Below are 16,719 nucleotides of genomic sequence, written 5' to 3'. Positions count from 1 at the left end.
CGATGCGTCAGCAGCGTCAGCAGAAGAGGCATCGTTACGTTCTTGAAGAGCCTCATATTCCGTTCGAATATGGGGTTCTTTACGAGAACGATGCAATTATCGTGGTTGACAAACCGCATTTTCTCGCCACCACACCGCGTGGCATGTGGTATCGCGAAACCGCGTTGATCCGACTTCGGGAACAGTATGGCGAACCTGATATTGTTCCCGCGCACCGTTTGGACCGACTTACCGCAGGCATCGTCGTATTTGTGCGCAAACCGGAATTGCGTGGCGCTTACCAAATGCTGTTCCAAAATCGCAAAACCATAAAAACCTATGAATGTTTGGCGCCACTTGCCCCCGATCGGCATCCGCAATATGGAACAATCGTAAGAATCGACAGGCATCAACCATTTCCGGCAATCCGAGCATCGCATATTTGCAAGGATCGCGGGCGACTTCAGGCGTACGAAATTCCGGAAACCGTCAATGCGCAAACGTTGATTGAGCGGGGAGGCACGGTACGTTGCATCGACGGCAAAGCATACGTGAATTATGTGCTGCACCCGAAAACCGGCAAAACGCACCAGTTGCGTGTGCATATGAATTCGTTGGGATTGCCGATTTTGGGCGATGATTTCTATCCGAATATTGTGCAGCGTTCTTACGATGATTTCTCGCAGCCGTTGGAATTGGTGGCTCGTGAGTTGCGTTTCGACGATCCGGTGACAGGGGAGCCTCGTACATTCGTTTCGAAAGTGCCGCTTGGCTGATTAACAGTCTGATCAGCAGGTATTGCTCGCTGAATAAAGATATATAAAAACCGTTCATCGATATACTGATATTTGATCGCATCGCTATGGCGTGTTGAAGTTGCGTGTCCCTATAATTGGACATTTCACATTTCGTGTTACCGAGCGTGATTAGGATGTGCTCTTGTTGTGTTGGCTGGTAAAGGCAAGCCGGCTGGAAAGAACGAGAGAGAATATGAACCATATTTCGAAAGCGCTTCGTGGCGTTGCCGACAAGTACAACGGCGTGTCACTGATTATCCGCATTATCGTCGGTCTTATCGCGGGTACCGCACTGGCATTGGTCGTGCCGCATATGGCGTGGATCGGCGAATTCGGCACCCTGTTCGTAAGCGCATTGAAGGCCGTCGCTCCGATTCTGGTGTTTGTACTGGTTGCAAGCGCTCTGGCTCAGGGTAATTCCAAGCTTGATAGCCGTTTCGGTACGGTGCTTTTCCTGTATCTGTTCACCACGTTCCTGTCCGCCGTAGTGGCGGTGCTGACGTCTCGCATGTTCCCGCAGACCATATCGTTGGGCGATGCCGCTGACGCCGATGTGGTGCCGCAGGGCTTGAGCGAGGTTGTGCAGACGTTGCTGACCAATATTGTGGCCAATCCGATTCAGGCCATGATCGACGGCAACTACATCTGCATTCTGATGTGGGCTTGCCTGTTCGGTCTTGCCATGAAGGGTATTGCCAATGAAAGCTCCAAGGCGTTCCTTGCCAATGTGGCCGATGGCGTGTCTCAGGTGATTCGTTGGGTCATCAATCTCGCCCCGTTCGGCATTATGGGCTTGGTGTTCACCAGCGTTTCCGAAAACGGCTTGGCGGCCTTCACCGAGTACGGTAGCCTCCTGCTCCTGCTCGTCGGCACCATGCTGCTGATGGTGCTCGTGTTCGGTCCGCTGGTCATTTTCCTGTACCTGCATCGCAACCCGTATCCGCTGGTGTACCGCTGCTTCAAGGAATCCGGCCTGACCGCATTCTTCACTCGTTCCTCCGCGGCGAACATTCCGGTCAACATGCAGCTGTGCGAGAAGCTTGGTCTTGATAAAGACATGTATTCCGTGTCTATTCCGTTGGGCGCAACCATCAACATGAACGGTGCCGCCATCACCATCACCATCATGGCCATGGCCGCCGCCAATACGATGGGCATTCAGATTTCGTTGCCGGCCGCCATTCTGCTGTCTGTAGTGTCGGCGCTCGGCGCATGCGGCGCTTCCGGTGTGGCCGGTGGCTCGCTGCTGCTTATTCCAATGGCCTGCTCGCTGTTCGGCATCAGCAATGACATCGCCATGCAGGTGGTGGGTGTCGGCTTCATCATCGGTGTTATTCAGGATTCCGTGGAGACCTGCCTGAATTCCGCTTCCGACGTGGAGTTTGCGGCGACCGCCGAATATCATGCTTGGCTCAAGCAGGGCCGTCAGCTTCCTGCGTTCATGTATTCCAAGAAGGAACGCCAGCAGCTCGGCATCGAAGCCTGATTGCACCCGATTTCGGTTTTCGGTTTCTGAATACGAAAAGGCGTCTTCTCGATTGTGTTTTGCGACACGTCGGGAAGACGCCCTTTTTGTAGTTATTCGTTTTTTGGTTGCGAGCTTGCAGGAATTGCTATTGAGGGATAAATTTGTTAGGGAAGCTAACAAAAAACAAAGGAGTGGATATGACTCAACGTAGAGCCTATCGTTGGCCGCAGCCGTTGGCCGGGCAGCAAGCCCGTATCTGGTACGGCGGGGACTATAACCCCGACCAGTGGCCCGAGGAAGTGTGGGACGATGACGTCCGTCTGATGAAGAAGGCGGGCGTGAACCTCGTGTCCGTGGGCATCTTCTCGTGGGCGAAGATCGAGACGAGCGAGGGCGTGTACGATTTCGACTGGCTCGACCGCATCATCAACAAGCTGGGCGAGGCCGGTATCGCAGTGGACTTGGCGTCCGCCACCGCGTCGCCGCCGATGTGGCTCACCCAGGCGCATCCCGAGGTGCTGTGGAAGGACTACCGCGGCGACGTGTGCCAGCCGGGCGCCCGCCAGCATTGGAGGCCGACCAGTCCGGTGTTCCGCGAGTACGCGCTGAAGCTGTGCCGTGCGATGGCCGAGCATTACAAGGGCAACCCGTACGTGGTCGCATGGCATGTGAGCAACGAGTACGGCTGCCACAACCGCTTCGACTATTCCGAGGACGCCGAACGCGCGTTTCGGAAATGGTGCGAGGAACGCTACGGCACCATCGACGCGGTGAACGACGCGTGGGGCACGGCGTTCTGGGCGCAGCGCATGAACGACTTCACGGAAATCGTGCCGCCGCGTTTCATCGGCGACGGCAACTTCATGAACCCGGGCAAGCTGCTTGACTTCAAGCGCTTCAGCTCCGACGCGCTGAAGGCGTTCTACGTCGCCGAGCGTGACGCGCTTGCCGAGATCACTCCGGACCTGCCGTTGACCACGAACTTCATGGTGTCCGCCGCCGGTTCGGTGTTGGACTACGACGATTGGGGCCGTGAGGTCGATTTCGTGTCGAACGACCATTACTTCATTCCGGGCGAGGCCCATCTGGACGAGCTCGCGTTCTCCGCAAGCCTGGTCGACGGCATCGCGCGCAAGGATCCGTGGTTCCTGATGGAGCATTCCACCAGCGCGGTCAATTGGCGTCCGGTCAACTACCGCAAGGAGCCGGGCCAGCTGGTGCGCGATTCCCTGGCGCATGTGGCCATGGGCGCGGACGCGGTGTGCTACTTCCAGTGGCGCCAGTCCAAGGCGGGCGCGGAGAAGTTTCATTCCGCGATGGTGCCCCACACCGGTGAGGATTCGGCCGTGTTCCGCGACGTGTGCGAGTTGGGCACGGATCTGAACAAGCTGGCCGACAGCGGACTGCTTGGCACGAAGCTGGCGAAGTCCAAAGTCGCCGTGGTGTTCGATTACGAGTCCGAGTGGGCCACCGAACACACCGCGACCCCGACCCAGAAGGTCCACCACGTCGACGAGCCGCTGCAGTGGTTCCGTGCTCTGGCCGACCATGGCGTGACCGCCGACGTGGTGCCGGTGCGCGGTGCCTGGGACGATTATGAGATGGTCGTGTTGCCGAGCGTGTACCTGCTTTCCGGGGAAACGACCCGCAGGGTGCGTGACTACGTCGTCAATGGCGGCCGTCTGGTCGTGACCTACTACACGGGCATTTCGGACGAGAAGGACCACGTGTGGCTCGGCGGCTATCCCGGATCGATTCGTGACGTGGTCGGCGTGCGCGTGGAGGAATTCATGCCCATGGGCGACGATTTCCCGGGCGTGCCGGATCATCTCGAGCTCAGCAACGGTACGGTGGCGCATGACATCGTCGACGTGATCGGCTCGGTTGACGGGTCGGCCACCGTACTGGAAACGTTCAAGGATGATCCGTGGACCGGCATGGACGGCGCTCCGGCGATCGTCGCGAACACGTTCGGCGAGGGCCGCAGCGTGTATGTGGGCGCACGCCTCGGCCGCGATGGCATCGCCAAGAGCCTGCCGGAGATTCTCGAATCGCTCGGCATGGCCGAAACCGGCGAAAACGACAGTCGCGTGCTGCGGGTCGAACGTGAGGGATCGGACGGTTCGAGGTTCGTGTTCTCGTTCAACCGCACTCACGAAACGGTCCAAATCCCATTCGAAGGCAAGATCGTGGTTTCTTCGTTCGCTGAAGTGAGCGGCGAGAACGTCTCTATCAAACCCAATGGCGTGATCGTCACCAAGCAGTAAGCGGTCGGCAAACGAATAACCGCAACGCAACATGGGTGTCGGCGGATTGAATAATCGTCAATCCGCCGACACCCATATTTGTTGAAAAGTAAGTGGATTGCGTGGCTGAATCGAAGAGATTGGAGGATTGTACGCTGGCTTTCGGGTGACTGACGTACACTCGAATGCGTATGTGTGTACGCACGTTTTCGTGTGGGAACATCAAATGGGAGGAATCGGCTTGAAACTGGTGAAACGAATCATCGCCATCTGCTGTGCGGCCATTATGGCAGTCAGTGCGGCCGCTTGCGGAGCCAACGTCGATTCCCGAACCGAAATCACCGTATGGTCGTGGGAGCCGAGCATGAGGCAAGTCATCGACGGCTTCGAAAAGGAAAATCCCGATATCCACGTTATTTGGAAGAACACAAGCGGTTACGACAATCTCAACAGTGCCATTCAAGACGGCTACGGCATTCCCGACGTGGTGCAATTGGAGTACTATGCGTTGCGCCAGTACGCGGTAAGCAGCCAGCTGGTGGCGATCACTGGGCGTACGGAAGGCTACGGCGATTTCTACACGCCCGGTACATGGGCTTCGGTACAGCTGAACGGCCGCGTGTACGGCTTGCCCATGGATTCCGGTCCAATGGCGTTCTTCTACAATGACAGCGTGTTTGAACAGGTGGGTGTCGACGCGTTCAAAATTCGCACATGGGACGACTATTACGAAGCCGCCAAAAAGCTCAAGGAGATCGGCGTGTATATCACCGCCGATTCCGGCGACGCCAGCTTTTACGACACTATGATCTGGCTTGCCGGAGGGCGCCCGTTCTCCACGTCGAACGACGGCAAAAACGTGACGATCAACCTCACCGACGACGAAGGCACCCGAACCTTTACTGAATTCTGGCAGAAAATGATCGATGAAGGTTTGGTCGCCACCAATCTGACCACATGGTCCGATGAATGGAAGGAAGCCGTAGGAGAGGGGAAGATCGCCTCCGTGTTCTCCGGCGCCTGGTTGCCGTCGTTGCTCATGTCGAACCTTCCTGGAACCGCAGGATTGTGGCGTGTGGCGCAGATGCCGACACCAGATGGCAGCGCCACCACGTCGGAAAACGGCGGATCCGCGCTGGCCGTGCTGCAACGCTCTCGCAAGCCCGAAGCGTCATATCGTTTCATTGAATACGCATGCCATAAAGCGGAAGGTATCAAAGCCCGCGTGGATGGCGGCGCATTCCCCGCCGACAACAACACGTTGTCTGATCCGGAATTCCTGCACAAAACCACCGTGACCGACGAGCGTGGCATTGAAATACCGTATTTCGGCGGTCAGGAATACAATCGTGTGCTTTCCGAAGCTGCGGAAAACGTGTCGACCGGCTACCAGTATCTGCCATTCGAAGTGTATGCGCGAAGTGACTTCCGCGCTACCGTAGGCAAGGCCTACAAATGGTCGAGCCGGTTGCGCAAAGAGCAGGACAGGCTGAATATCATCGCGGCCGGTGGCAAAGTGTCCGACAAATCCGCCATCGGCGACGCGTTGAAGGAAACTGATTCCGCTGATCGTCTCAAATTGAAAAGCGGCATCGCGCTGTGGCAGAAGGATTTGAAGGAATACGGAGCCAATCAGGGCTTCACTATTCAGTAAATAGTTAATTATTTGCTATAGTTGTAAAAATAATGATGGCTGTCTTGTTTTTTTGAATTCAAGACAGCCATTATTATTATGTATTGAGATTGTATGTTGACGAAAAGTTATTGTCGTACGTTGCGTTCGTAAATATGCAGCATGCCTTTGAAAATCAGATCAGGGTCATAAATGTCGATCATGTCGGTATCGTCGGCGAACACGCGGCTTAATCCGCCCGTCGCAACCACGCGGAAATCCTCGTCGATTTCGCGATGGAATTGCGTGATCGTACGTTCGATGCCTCCGAGGAAGTTGTAGTACAAGCCGGCTTGCATGGCTGGTTTGGTGCTTTTTGCCAGAATCGACGAGGGGCGCGTGATCTCCACTTCCGGCAACTGGGCCGTGGCGTCCCACAAGGCGGCCGCGCCTGTGCGAATGCCGGTGGTGATGAGCCCGCAAATCACTGAAGCGTCGGCTGTTACGTAATTGAATGTGGTGGCCGTGCCGAAATCCGCCACCAGAATCGGCCCGCCATACTCGTAGTAGGCTCCCGCACAGTCGGCAATGCAGTCCGCGCCCATATTCTGCGGATTGTCCATGCGAATATTGATGCCGGTTTTGACTCCCGGTCCAACAATCATCGGATCGATATTGAGGAATTTCACAATGCTGGCACGGAACGAATGCATGACCTTCGGCACCACCGACGTGATGATCACGTCGTCCACGTCGCCCGGCGTGTAGCCGCTCAACCGCAGGAATTGCGTGATCATCAGGCCATATTCGTCTGACGTGTGGTTCGCTTTCGTGGTGATGCGGTATGTGCCGGCGATATGCCCGTCATCGAGAAAGCCGATCACCACATTGGTGTTGCCGATGTCGACTGCGACCAGAAGCATGTCGAATTCTCCTTACGATTGCTGTATTGACGCTATTTCCTGTGACGTTGGTTGATAGTTACGATGCTTGCGATTCAGCGGATTCGGTATTGCGTAACGCTGCCAATTCGGTGAGGATGCGTTCCGCCAATTCCTGCTTGCTCATCTTGTTCCAATGCTCGATGATCGGTTCGTCGGTGGTTTCGCCGGGTTTCAGCACGGTCACCACATTCGTATCCACCGCGAATCCGGCGCCGGGAGTGTTGAGATTGTTGGCCACCAGCATGGAACAATGCTTGGATGTGAGTTTTTTCGCTGCGTTCGATTCAAGATCCTGCGTTTCCATGGCGAAACCGCACAAGGTCTGGTCGGCGGTCTTATGCTCGCCTGCCCACGCGAGAATATCGGGATTCGATGTGAGCTGCAGATCGATATTGATGCGCCCGTTCTTCTTGATTTTCTCCTGAGCCTGCTCGACGGGTCGGAAATCGCCGACTGCGGCCGCCATGATCGTCAGATCGGCCTGCGTGAAATGCTCTTGCACCGCGTTGAACATTTGCTGCGCGGTGGTGACGTGAACCGTATCAATGCCGCGGGGAGCGCTCAATGTGACAGGGCCGGATACCAGCGTCACATCCGCGCCCATATCGCGTGCCTGCTCGGCGATCGCATAGCCCATTTTTCCAGTGGAATGATTGGTGAGGTAGCGCACGGGATCAAGCGGCTCCTGTGTGGGACCGGCGGTGACGAGCACATGCAATCCGTGCAATGGCAACGTTTCTGCGGGCTGGTTCGCACGCAGCAGATCAGCTACGGCAGCTTCGATCGCAGCAGGCTCCTCCATGCGTCCTTTGCCGACATCCTGGCAGGCAAGCATACCGGATCCCGGCTCCACAATGGTCCATCCAAGTTCACGGCAGGTATTGAGATTGCGTTGCGTCACGGCATTCTCATACATGTGCACGTTCATGGCAGGGCATAGGATTTTCGGCCCTTCGCTATAGGCAAGCACGGTACTTGTCAGCTGGTCGTCGGCAATGCCGCATGCGATTTTCGCAATGATATCGGCGCTCGCGGGAGCGATGACGAGCATGTTCGCCCATTTCGCATCATCCACGTGATTGATATGCAGCGGATCGGATGACGTATGAGCAACATCGCCGTCATTGCGCTGTGCTGCGAACATGGACGTGCGCGTCTGCGTATGCGTGAGCGAGCTGAACGTCAACGGGGTGACGAACTCCTGCGCGGCCGCGGTCATGGTCACGCGAACCTCATGTCCCTGCTTGCTCCAGTCGGAGGCGAGATGGCAGGCCTTGAATGCGGCGATGCTGCCGGTCACGCCGAGAAGAATATGCGCCATAGCCGATATTGTCCTTCCATTGACGTTGGCAAGACTTACGAAAACTGCGTCAAGTATATATCGAACCGGCTGAAGCATGCGGCATTGCGGCATTGCCGTCAGATGAATCGTGCGGGCATGGCGGATTGTAGAATCAGACTTTGGTGATCGACCCGTACAGGCGGTCAACCAGAACAAACACATAATCAAACAGGAGCAATCATGTCGCAATCTTCAGGTGCGTACGGCGAAGCCGACGCAACCGAACAGAAGAACGAACAACACAACAATCAGCCCGCAAGCTCGGCAAGCACCGACGCAACTTTGAACGCGCGTGCCAAATCACCGAAATCCAAGGGGCCCAACAAGTGGATCATCGCCATCATTGCAGTGATCGCAGTGGTCGCCATCATTGTGGGCGTCGTCGTATTCCGCAACAACAGCGTATCCAGCGATACCGCGGAAAATGGCACCTCCAACACCGTGACCATTGGACTGAAACTCGCCCCCGTAAGCCTCGACATTCGCCACCAGTCCGGATCGGCGATCGAACAGGTGCTGATCGGCAATGTGTACGAAGGACTGCTGTCACGCGATTCCGACAACAAAGTGCATCCGGGACTGGCGAAAAGCTGGGATATTTCCAACGACGGCACAACGTATACGTTCCATCTCAACGAGAACATGAACTTCTCCAACGGAGACACGTTGGACGCCGAAGATGTGGCCTGGTCCATTAACCAGCTCAAAGAACAGCAGTATTACAACGCCAATCAGGTCGAAAGCCTCGAAAAAGCCGAAGCGGTCGATAGCGACACCGTGAAGCTCACGCTCAGCACCCCCGATTCCAACCTGCTGTGGTACCTGACCGGACGCCCCGGCCTGGTGTTCGATAAGGACGCCGAATACAACGCGAAAACCGAAGCCGTCGGATCGGGCCCGTACACGGTGGAATCCTTCGATTCCGCCAGCAAAATGGTGCTCAAAGCCAACCCGAAGTATTGGGGAAGCGCACACCAGGCCGCAACCGAAAACGTGATCATCAAATTCCTCACCGACGATAACGCAGCCGTCAACGCGCTGAAAAGCGGCGAAGTCGACGTGCTTTCCCCGGTGAACGCCACGCTCGCCAAATCGCTTGACGCCAACACGTATCAGGTGTCCGCGGCGGACGGCAGCGACAAATACGTGCTCGCCTTCAACTGCGCGAACAGCAAGCTTGCCGACAAGCGCGTGCGTCAGGCAATCCGTTACGGCATCAACCATGAGGAAATCATCGCTTCGCGCGGTAACGTCGACTATGCGCTCGGCGGGCCGATCCCATCCGTGGACCCGGGCTATGAGGACTTGACCGACCTGTACCCGTACGATGTGAACAAAGCCAAGGAACTCATGGCTGAAGCCGGCTATTCCACCGATAATCCGCTGAAACTCACCCTCACCTACGCCAACACGTACGGCACGGAACTCGGCGATCAGCTGCGTAGCCAGCTCGCCAAAATCGGCATTGATCTCAGCATCAACTACGTGGAATTCTCCACATGGCTGCAAGACGTGCATGCCAACGGCGACTATGAACTCTCGTTGGTGGACCACGCCGAAAGCCACGACTTCTACAAGTGGACCACGCCCGACTACTACTTCCATTACGACGGCAAGCAAGCCCAAGAACTGTATGCCAAGGCGCTCGCCGCCACCGATGAGGAATCCAGTGCAAACTACCTGAAGCAGGCTGCGAAAGCAGTAAGCGAGGATGCCCCCGCCGACTGGCTGTTCGGATATCGCGTGACGGTGGCATACCACAAGAACGTGCAGGGATTCCCCAGCAAGCTGAGCCAGACGGTGCTGCCATTGTGGCAGATCACCAAGGCGCGGTGAATCGACGAAAAACGATGGAAAATCGGCGGAAAACAAGTGATGAAAACTGATGTGTGGCGGTGTTTGCAGCGGCATCGTTGCGGCACCGCCACACATTGGCACGATATTGTTGGATAGGGTATTGACGGTGAATAGGTGCGTATCGCTGCAAACGCACGGATCGAGCGATAGACCAATGGTGGTTCAACTATGAGATTTGTAGTCAAACGGCTGGGACTGTTCGTCGCGGCCCTGTTCGGTCTATCGCTTTTGGTGTTCGTGCTACTGCGCATGCTGCCGGGCGATGTGGCTGCGGTGATCGCAGGTACGAACGCGACCCCCGAACGTATCGCGTCGCTACGTGCCGAACTTGGTTTGGACAAGTCGTACGTGGCACAATACGGCGATTGGATGCTGGGGTTGCTGCACGGCGATCTTGGTGTTTCCGCCATTGGCGGCAAGTCGGTGTCGGCGCAGGTAGCGTCTCGCGCTTCGGTAACGTTTCCGCTGATTATCGTGAGTTTGCTGATCGCATTGGCGATTGGCCTGCCGCTTGGTTGCGCTGCTGTGCTGACCCGTAATGCCCGCTTGCGTGGGCTTTGTCACGGTATTGCGATTCTTGCCGGTGCCATTCCCGCATTATGGGGCGGATTGCTGTTGATTCTGCTGTTCTCACGCGGTTCAGGACTGTTGGGATTGCTGCCGGCGCAAGGTTTTCCCGATACTGGCTGGGGTGCGCCCTTGCGGGCGTTGGCTTCTTTGATACTTCCGGCGCTCGCCACCGGCGTTACCGCAGGCGCGTCCATTATGCGTTACACGCGTGCCGCCGTGGGGGACAAGGCCTCGTCTCAGGCGGTTGACATGGCCATGGCATGCGGCATGACCCGCAAACGGGCGGTATTGCGCGTCGCTTTGCGTCTTGCCACACCGCAATTGGTGTCGGTGATCGGTTTGACGTTCGCCCAGATGGTCACCGGTGTAATGGTGGTTGAGAATCTGTTCACGCTTCCGGGGCTTGGCACCATGCTGGTCACCGATGTTGGCAATCGAGATCTGATTGCAGTGCAGAGCGAATTGTTCCTGTTGGCTACGTTCTTCCTCTTGCTTGGATTAGTGGTTGATGTGGTGCATCGTGCGCTTGATCCGCGTCTGAAAGATGCCGGATTGGTGTCGGGGGAGGTGCTTGCATGATGAAACAATCTGCTGAGAAAACTACTTCGAAAAACGCTGTGAAAACCGTGATTCCCTCCATATGGCGTACCGCTGGTGGCAAGTATTCGCTGATCATGCTTGCGATATGGCTGGTTGTGTCGGCTATTTCGCTGGTGTGGACGCCATATTCGCTGCTTGATACTGACGGATTCAACACGTGGACTTCGCCGTCCGGCGCTCACATGTTGGGTACTGATGGTGTTGGCGCTGATGTGTTGAGCTGGCTGATGGCCGGTTCCCGTACGAATCTTGCGATCGCGCTGCTTACCGTGGTGGTTGCCGCGGCCATCGGCCTGCTGTTGGTGGCGGCCATGGTGTCTCGCCATGGCGCATTGGCTTCCACGTCGGTGGTTGTGGTGGATGCGTTGATTTCCATTCCAACAGTGCTGATCGCCTTGATGCTCTCCGTGCCGTTCGGCGCGTCGGCAGCGGTGATCATCGCAGCATGCGGACTTGCATACGGGCTGAATTTGGCGCGTATTCTACGCCCCGCGGCCATGCTCGCCGCGCGTTCTGACTATGTGGAATCGGCTTTGTGGTCGGGCGCGAGTTCGTTACGCGTGTTTTTCACGCATATTGTGCCGAATACGGTTCCGGTGTTATGCGTTCAGCTGTCGATGAGTGCGGGCACGTCGCTCTTGGCGGAGGCTGGATTGACGTATCTGGGTGTTGGCGTCGGTGCGGGAGTGCCCAGTTGGGGGCATTCGCTTGCCACGTCCGTCAAATTCATCAGCATTTATCCGATGGCTGTGGTGTGGCCGGGATTGGTGGTCACCTTGATGGTGATAGCGCTGAATCTGTTTGGCGATGCGTTGCGTGACGCCATCGATCCGCTGACGAATCCGGCATTGCGACAAAGTGAAGCCACCCATGTTGAACCGGAGGAACGCACATGAGCGTCAGCATCCGTAATCTCAATATCGTCATCAATGGAATGCCGATTGTGCATGATGTCGATATGGACATCGCCGACGGTGAACGTGTGGGTTTGATCGGTTCGTCCGGTTCCGGCAAATCCATGATCGCCAAATCCATCATGGGCTTGCTGCCGCTTTCCGCACAGGTTTCCGGCAGTATTGACATGGGTGGTACTGAAATCGTCGGAGCGTCGGATCAAGCGATCGCCGATCTGCGTGGCCGTTATGTGGGCATGGTGTTCCAGAATCCTTCCGCCGCATTGAATCCGGTGATGACCGTGGCGCAGCAGGTCGCGCTGCCACTGCGTTTGCATTACGATCTGACCCGTGACGAACGGTTGGACCGTGTCAAAGCAATGTTCGCCAAAGTCGGGCTGCCGGAAGATGTGGTGAACAAATATCCGCATGAACTTTCCGGCGGACAACAGCAGCGCGTCGGCATCGCGGCCGCATTGGTCACGTCGCCGCGCCTGATTATCGCCGACGAGCCAACCACCGCGCTGGATTCGATCACGCAACGGCAGATCGTCGATCTGCTGGTATCGTTGGTGGACGATTCCGGCGCATCCATGCTCTTCATCACCCACGATTTCGCGGTACTCAATCATGCAACCACACGCTGTTATGTACTTGCTGATGGACGTGTTGCCGAATCAGGACAAACCGCCGATATCCTGCAGTCGCCGCACACTAAAGTCGCTTCGCAATTGGTGACTTCGGCACGTGCGCTGTCGTTGCGGATCGATGCCGAAACCAAATAAGGAGAACGGTTGTGACGGGCGAAAACGAAAAAACCACAATGCTGCAAGGTCGCGGCATCAGCAAATACTACGGTGCGAAACAACAGCGTCGTCAGGTGCTGCACGATGTTGATATCGACGTACGTTCGGGGGAGTGTCTTGCGGTGATCGGCGGATCCGGATCCGGCAAAACCACCCTTACGCGAGTATTGCTGGGGCTCGAACACGCTGAAACGGGCGAGATTACGTATTTCGGCAAGCCTGTGCAAGGCGAAGTCGCCGGCGAACTGCGGCGTAGCTGCGGATTGGTGTTCCAAAGCCCATTCGGCTCGTTGGATCCGCGTTGGAGGGTCGGCAGATCCGTTGCCGAACCATTGCGGTTGCATCACCCTGATTGGTCGCAGGGACGGATTGCGGAACGCGTGTCGGAAGCCTTCCGCATGGTGAGTCTCGACCCTGCCGCATATGAAAATCGGTTCCCCGTGGACCTCTCTGGCGGTCAGGCGCAACGCGTGGCCATCGCACGTGCCATTGCGGATCATCCGAAAGTATTGCTTGCCGACGAGCCGATGAGCGCCGTCGACGTGGCCGCACGAACGCAGATTCTCGCATCGTTCGCTGCGATTCGTAGCGGCGAACCTGATATGGCGCTGATCATGGTGTCACACGATTTGGGAGTGGTGCAGCATATCGCAGATCGCATTATGGTGTTGCACGACGGTTGCGTTGAGGAATGCGGACTTACGGAAACCGTGTTGCACCATCCGACCAGCGATTACACCAAACGATTGCTGGACGCGGCTTCGCTCTGATTTGTGACACTGCGCAAAAAGCCTGCGATCATGTTGAAATCCGCATGATTGCAGGCTTTTTGCCGCTATATGAACAGGTAAGACACGCCGATGTCGTTACGTGTGCTATTGTGTGAGCCATGTTCAATTTCTCTTGTTGTTGCTGTCGCTGACCAACCGCCCGAGGGGCGCGTGGTTCATCGAAGCATAACTTGAGACAGGGCATTCTTTTTCGGCATACGCAACTTGCGTTGCATGCCAGAGTATCGCAGAAATCATCCCATAACCAGTGCCTTACGCGGTTGGTATTACGCGGCATATGTGGATGAACCGCAGCGAAAACACCATCACAGGTCCCGTTTCAAATCATTGCAAGTGATAAACGCGAGCTTCTCGAAATCAAAACAACGAAATCATTCATCGGAAGCCAACGGAAATCACTCTTCGCAAGGAAACGTCATGACCATCCACAATTCCCTTTCAGAACTCATCGGCAACACTCCACTCGTCAAACTCAACCGTGTGACTGACGGCATCAAAGCCACCGTCGCCGTCAAAGTCGAATATTTCAATCCGGGAGGCTCCTCCAAGGATCGCATCGCGGAACGTATCATTGACGCGGCCGAACGTAGCGGCGAACTCAAGCCGGGCGGTGTGATTGTGGAGCCGACCTCCGGCAACACCGGCGTCGGACTTGCCCTCGTGGCGCAGCAGCGCGGCTACCGCACCATTTTCACCCTGCCGGACAAGGTTTCCGAAGCCAAGCGCGCGGTACTCCGCGCATACGGTGCGGAAGTGGTCGTAACCCCTACCGATGCGGGGCCGGATGATCCGCGCTCCTACTATCAGGTGGCGGAACGTCTCGCCAAAGCAATTCCCGGCGGATATCGCCCGAACCAGTATGACAATCCGAACGGGCCGGAAAGCCACTACCACACCACCGGTCCGGAAATCTGGGAAGCCAGCGACCATCAGGTCACGCATTTCGTGGCGGGCATCGGCACTGGCGGCACCATTTCCGGCACCGGACGCTACCTGAAGGAAGCTTCCGACGGCACAGTACAAGTGATCGGCGCCGATCCGGAAGGATCCATCTATTCCAATCCGAACGACGTGCATCAGTACAGCATCGAAGGTGTCGGCGAGGATTTCTATCCGAAAGCGTTCGACCGTGAACTTCCCGACGAAATCGTGCAGGTCAACGATGCCGAAGCATTCGAAATGACCCGCCGTTTGGCTGCGGAGGAAGGTCTGCTTGTCGGAGGCTCGTCCGGCATGGCCGTTATGGCGGCCCTCAAATACGCTCGCGAGCATGATTTGGATGAAAACCAGCTGGTCGTGGTGTTGCTGCCGGATTCCGGCCGCAGCTATATGGAGAAGATCTTTAACGACGATTGGATGCGTGCCAACGGATTCGCCGACGTTGTGGAACGCACGTCCAAGCCAAGTCTTGCGGAGCGGTATCTGTAAACCGCCGATCAGTCACTTCACAATCATGTCCATCATTCGTTCAACCCAAACCATTCGCTATTTTCAAGGAGTTCCCATCATGACCATCTCGACCAACACCGAAGCGCTGAACGCCACCGCACTCGCCACCCGCGCCATTCACGCAGGTCAGGAGCCCGACCCGACCACCGGAGCCGTGGTCACCCCTATTTATATGACATCCACGTTCAAGCAGGATGGTGTCGGTGGCCTGCGCAACGGTTATGATTACAGCCGTTCCATCAATCCGACCCGCAATTCCTTCGACGAGCAGCTCGCCGCGGTCGAAGGCGCGGACTACGCGCTGAGCTTCGCTTCCGGACTGGCCGCCATCGACGTGCTGCTGCGTGCCACGTTGAAGCCGGGCGACAATATTCTGCTTGGCAATGACGTGTATGGGGGCACCTACCGATTGCTTTCCAAGGTGTTCGTGCCGTGGGGCATCGGCCTCGACGTGGTGGACATCACCGACACCGAGGCCGTTTCCGCGGCGCTCAGCCAGAAGCAGTACCAGTACATTTGGGTGGAAACCCCGTCGAACCCGCTGCTCAACATCACCGATATCGCAGCCACGTCAGCGGTCGCTCACGCGCATGACACCAAAGTGGTGGTAGACAACACCTTCGCATCCCCGGTATTGCAGCATCCGTTGACGGATGGCGCCGACGTGGTCGTATATTCCACCACCAAATACATCGGCGGACATTCCGACGTGGTCGGCGGAGCTGTGGTGCTCAACGACAAGGAAATCCGCGATGAAGTGGCGTTCCTGCAGAACGCGGCCGGAGCTGTGCCATCTCCGTTCGACTCCTGGCTTGACATTCGTGGCCTCAAAACGTTGGATCTGCGCGTCAAGCAGCACAGCCGTAACGCCATGAAGGTGGCGCAATGGCTGGAAACCCGCCCTGAAGTGGAACGCGTATGGTACCCGGGACTGGAATCCCATCCAGGCCACGAGATCGCGGCACGACAGATGCATGGCGGCTTCGGAGGCATGATTTCCGTACAGATCGCAGCCGGATTCGAAGCGGCCAAGAAGTTCGCCGGTGCTACGGAAGTGTTCACTTTGGCTGAGTCGTTGGGAGGCGTGGAATCCCTGATTGAGCATCCGGGCGCCATGACCCACGCTTCCGTCGCCGGTACCACGCTGGAAGTGCCCGCCAATCTCGTGCGACTTTCCGTCGGTCTTGAAGATGCTGACGATTTGATCGCGGACTTGGAGCAGGCATTTCGTCGTGTTTGAGATAAGATCGCAGCCTCGTTACGGTTTTGTGTAATCCGTCAAAAAGGCGGAACGTGCATAAATCCTCGCCATCGGATTTGCCAAAAGCGTATATTATGCTTTTCGAATCTGCTTATGGCGAGGGT

The 16,719-nt window shown here is 56.6% G+C and carries 13 protein-coding genes; 11 read left to right on the top strand and 2 right to left on the bottom strand.

Features of this window, described 5'->3' with window-relative positions:
- Positions 1-2 precede the first annotated feature (2 nt).
- From CE168_RS01640 to CE168_RS01625, 4 genes are all read left to right on the top strand, one after another.
- On the top strand, positions 3-755 hold the full coding sequence (locus CE168_RS01640; protein WP_099570857.1) for a pseudouridine synthase: 753 nt from the start codon (positions 3-5) through the stop codon (positions 753-755).
- Positions 756-969: 214 nt separating this feature from the next.
- Positions 970-2,262: a serine/threonine transporter SstT gene (gene sstT / locus CE168_RS01635; protein WP_099570856.1), complete on the top strand. Its 1,293-nt coding sequence runs from the start codon at positions 970-972 to the stop codon at positions 2,260-2,262.
- 179 nt (positions 2,263-2,441) lie between these two features.
- Positions 2,442-4,511, top strand: coding sequence for a beta-galactosidase (locus tag CE168_RS01630; protein ID WP_099570855.1), 2,070 nt, complete (start codon positions 2,442-2,444; stop codon positions 4,509-4,511).
- Between the two features lie 205 nt (positions 4,512-4,716).
- The gene (locus CE168_RS01625; RefSeq protein ID WP_099570854.1) at positions 4,717-6,144 is read left to right on the top strand and encodes an ABC transporter substrate-binding protein; all 1,428 of its coding nucleotides are present in this window, start codon (positions 4,717-4,719) and stop codon (positions 6,142-6,144) included.
- 107 nt (positions 6,145-6,251) lie between these two features.
- Here the strand turns inward: CE168_RS01625 and CE168_RS01620 are convergent, their stop codons facing one another.
- Both CE168_RS01620 and coaBC read right to left on the bottom strand, forming a co-directional pair.
- The gene (locus tag CE168_RS01620) at positions 6,252-7,025 is read right to left on the bottom strand and encodes a type III pantothenate kinase (protein WP_099570853.1); all 774 of its coding nucleotides are present in this window, start codon (positions 7,023-7,025) and stop codon (positions 6,252-6,254) included.
- A 58-nt stretch (positions 7,026-7,083) separates the two neighbouring features.
- Positions 7,084-8,367 carry a bifunctional phosphopantothenoylcysteine decarboxylase/phosphopantothenate--cysteine ligase CoaBC gene (gene coaBC / locus CE168_RS01615; protein ID WP_099570852.1) on the bottom strand — a complete coding sequence of 428 codons (1,284 nt, stop codon included), beginning with the start codon at positions 8,365-8,367 and terminating at the stop codon, positions 7,084-7,086.
- A gap of 201 nt (positions 8,368-8,568) precedes the next feature.
- On the opposite strand from coaBC, the gene CE168_RS01610 reads away from it, so the two are divergent.
- The 7 genes from CE168_RS01610 to CE168_RS01575 all read left to right on the top strand — a co-directional run bounded on the left by CE168_RS01610 (position 8,569) and on the right by CE168_RS01575 (position 16,594).
- The gene (locus CE168_RS01610; protein ID WP_099570851.1) at positions 8,569-10,224 is read left to right on the top strand and encodes an ABC transporter substrate-binding protein; all 1,656 of its coding nucleotides are present in this window, start codon (positions 8,569-8,571) and stop codon (positions 10,222-10,224) included.
- 189 nt (positions 10,225-10,413) lie between these two features.
- Positions 10,414-11,394, top strand: coding sequence for an ABC transporter permease (locus CE168_RS01605; protein WP_099570850.1), 981 nt, complete (start codon positions 10,414-10,416; stop codon positions 11,392-11,394).
- Positions 11,391-12,311 carry an ABC transporter permease gene (locus tag CE168_RS01600; RefSeq protein ID WP_099570849.1) on the top strand — a complete coding sequence of 307 codons (921 nt, stop codon included), beginning with the start codon at positions 11,391-11,393 and terminating at the stop codon, positions 12,309-12,311. The genes CE168_RS01605 and CE168_RS01600 overlap by 4 nt, the downstream gene beginning before the upstream one ends.
- On the top strand, positions 12,308-13,093 hold the full coding sequence (locus tag CE168_RS01595) for an ABC transporter ATP-binding protein (RefSeq protein WP_099570848.1): 786 nt from the start codon (positions 12,308-12,310) through the stop codon (positions 13,091-13,093). Before CE168_RS01600 ends, CE168_RS01595 begins: the two co-directional genes overlap by 4 nt.
- 38 nt (positions 13,094-13,131) lie before the next feature.
- Positions 13,132-13,884 carry an ABC transporter ATP-binding protein gene (locus tag CE168_RS01590; RefSeq protein WP_099571163.1) on the top strand — a complete coding sequence of 251 codons (753 nt, stop codon included), beginning with the start codon at positions 13,132-13,134 and terminating at the stop codon, positions 13,882-13,884.
- Between the two features lie 438 nt (positions 13,885-14,322).
- Positions 14,323-15,333, top strand: a complete 1,011-nt coding sequence (locus CE168_RS01580; RefSeq protein WP_099570847.1) for a cystathionine beta-synthase — start codon at positions 14,323-14,325, stop codon at positions 15,331-15,333.
- A gap of 79 nt (positions 15,334-15,412) precedes the next feature.
- Positions 15,413-16,594: a cystathionine gamma-synthase gene (locus tag CE168_RS01575; protein ID WP_180753652.1), complete on the top strand. Its 1,182-nt coding sequence runs from the start codon at positions 15,413-15,415 to the stop codon at positions 16,592-16,594.
- Positions 16,595-16,719 lie beyond the last annotated feature (125 nt).

Origin of the sequence: Bifidobacterium sp. N5G01 (assembly GCF_002742425.1) — a bacterium.
In the GTDB taxonomy this organism is placed as follows: Bacteria; Actinomycetota; Actinomycetes; order Actinomycetales; family Bifidobacteriaceae; genus Bifidobacterium; species Bifidobacterium hominis.
This window is presented reverse-complemented; position numbering and strand designations above follow the sequence as displayed.

Coding starts and splice junctions, on each gene's coding strand:
- CE168_RS01640 (WP_099570857.1), top strand. CDS start 3: ATGCGTCAGCAGCGTCAGCAGAAGAGGCATCGTTACGTTCTTGAAGAG.
- sstT (WP_099570856.1), top strand. CDS start 970: ATGAACCATATTTCGAAAGCGCTTCGTGGCGTTGCCGACAAGTACAAC.
- CE168_RS01630 (WP_099570855.1), top strand. CDS start 2,442: ATGACTCAACGTAGAGCCTATCGTTGGCCGCAGCCGTTGGCCGGGCAG.
- CE168_RS01625 (WP_099570854.1), top strand. CDS start 4,717: ATGGGAGGAATCGGCTTGAAACTGGTGAAACGAATCATCGCCATCTGC.
- CE168_RS01620 (WP_099570853.1), bottom strand. CDS start 7,025: ATGCTTCTGGTCGCAGTCGACATCGGCAACACCAATGTGGTGATCGGC.
- coaBC (WP_099570852.1), bottom strand. CDS start 8,367: ATGGCGCATATTCTTCTCGGCGTGACCGGCAGCATCGCCGCATTCAAG.
- CE168_RS01610 (WP_099570851.1), top strand. CDS start 8,569: ATGTCGCAATCTTCAGGTGCGTACGGCGAAGCCGACGCAACCGAACAG.
- CE168_RS01605 (WP_099570850.1), top strand. CDS start 10,414: ATGAGATTTGTAGTCAAACGGCTGGGACTGTTCGTCGCGGCCCTGTTC.
- CE168_RS01600 (WP_099570849.1), top strand. CDS start 11,391: ATGATGAAACAATCTGCTGAGAAAACTACTTCGAAAAACGCTGTGAAA.
- CE168_RS01595 (WP_099570848.1), top strand. CDS start 12,308: ATGAGCGTCAGCATCCGTAATCTCAATATCGTCATCAATGGAATGCCG.
- CE168_RS01590 (WP_099571163.1), top strand. CDS start 13,132: ATGCTGCAAGGTCGCGGCATCAGCAAATACTACGGTGCGAAACAACAG.
- CE168_RS01580 (WP_099570847.1), top strand. CDS start 14,323: ATGACCATCCACAATTCCCTTTCAGAACTCATCGGCAACACTCCACTC.
- CE168_RS01575 (WP_180753652.1), top strand. CDS start 15,413: ATGACCATCTCGACCAACACCGAAGCGCTGAACGCCACCGCACTCGCC.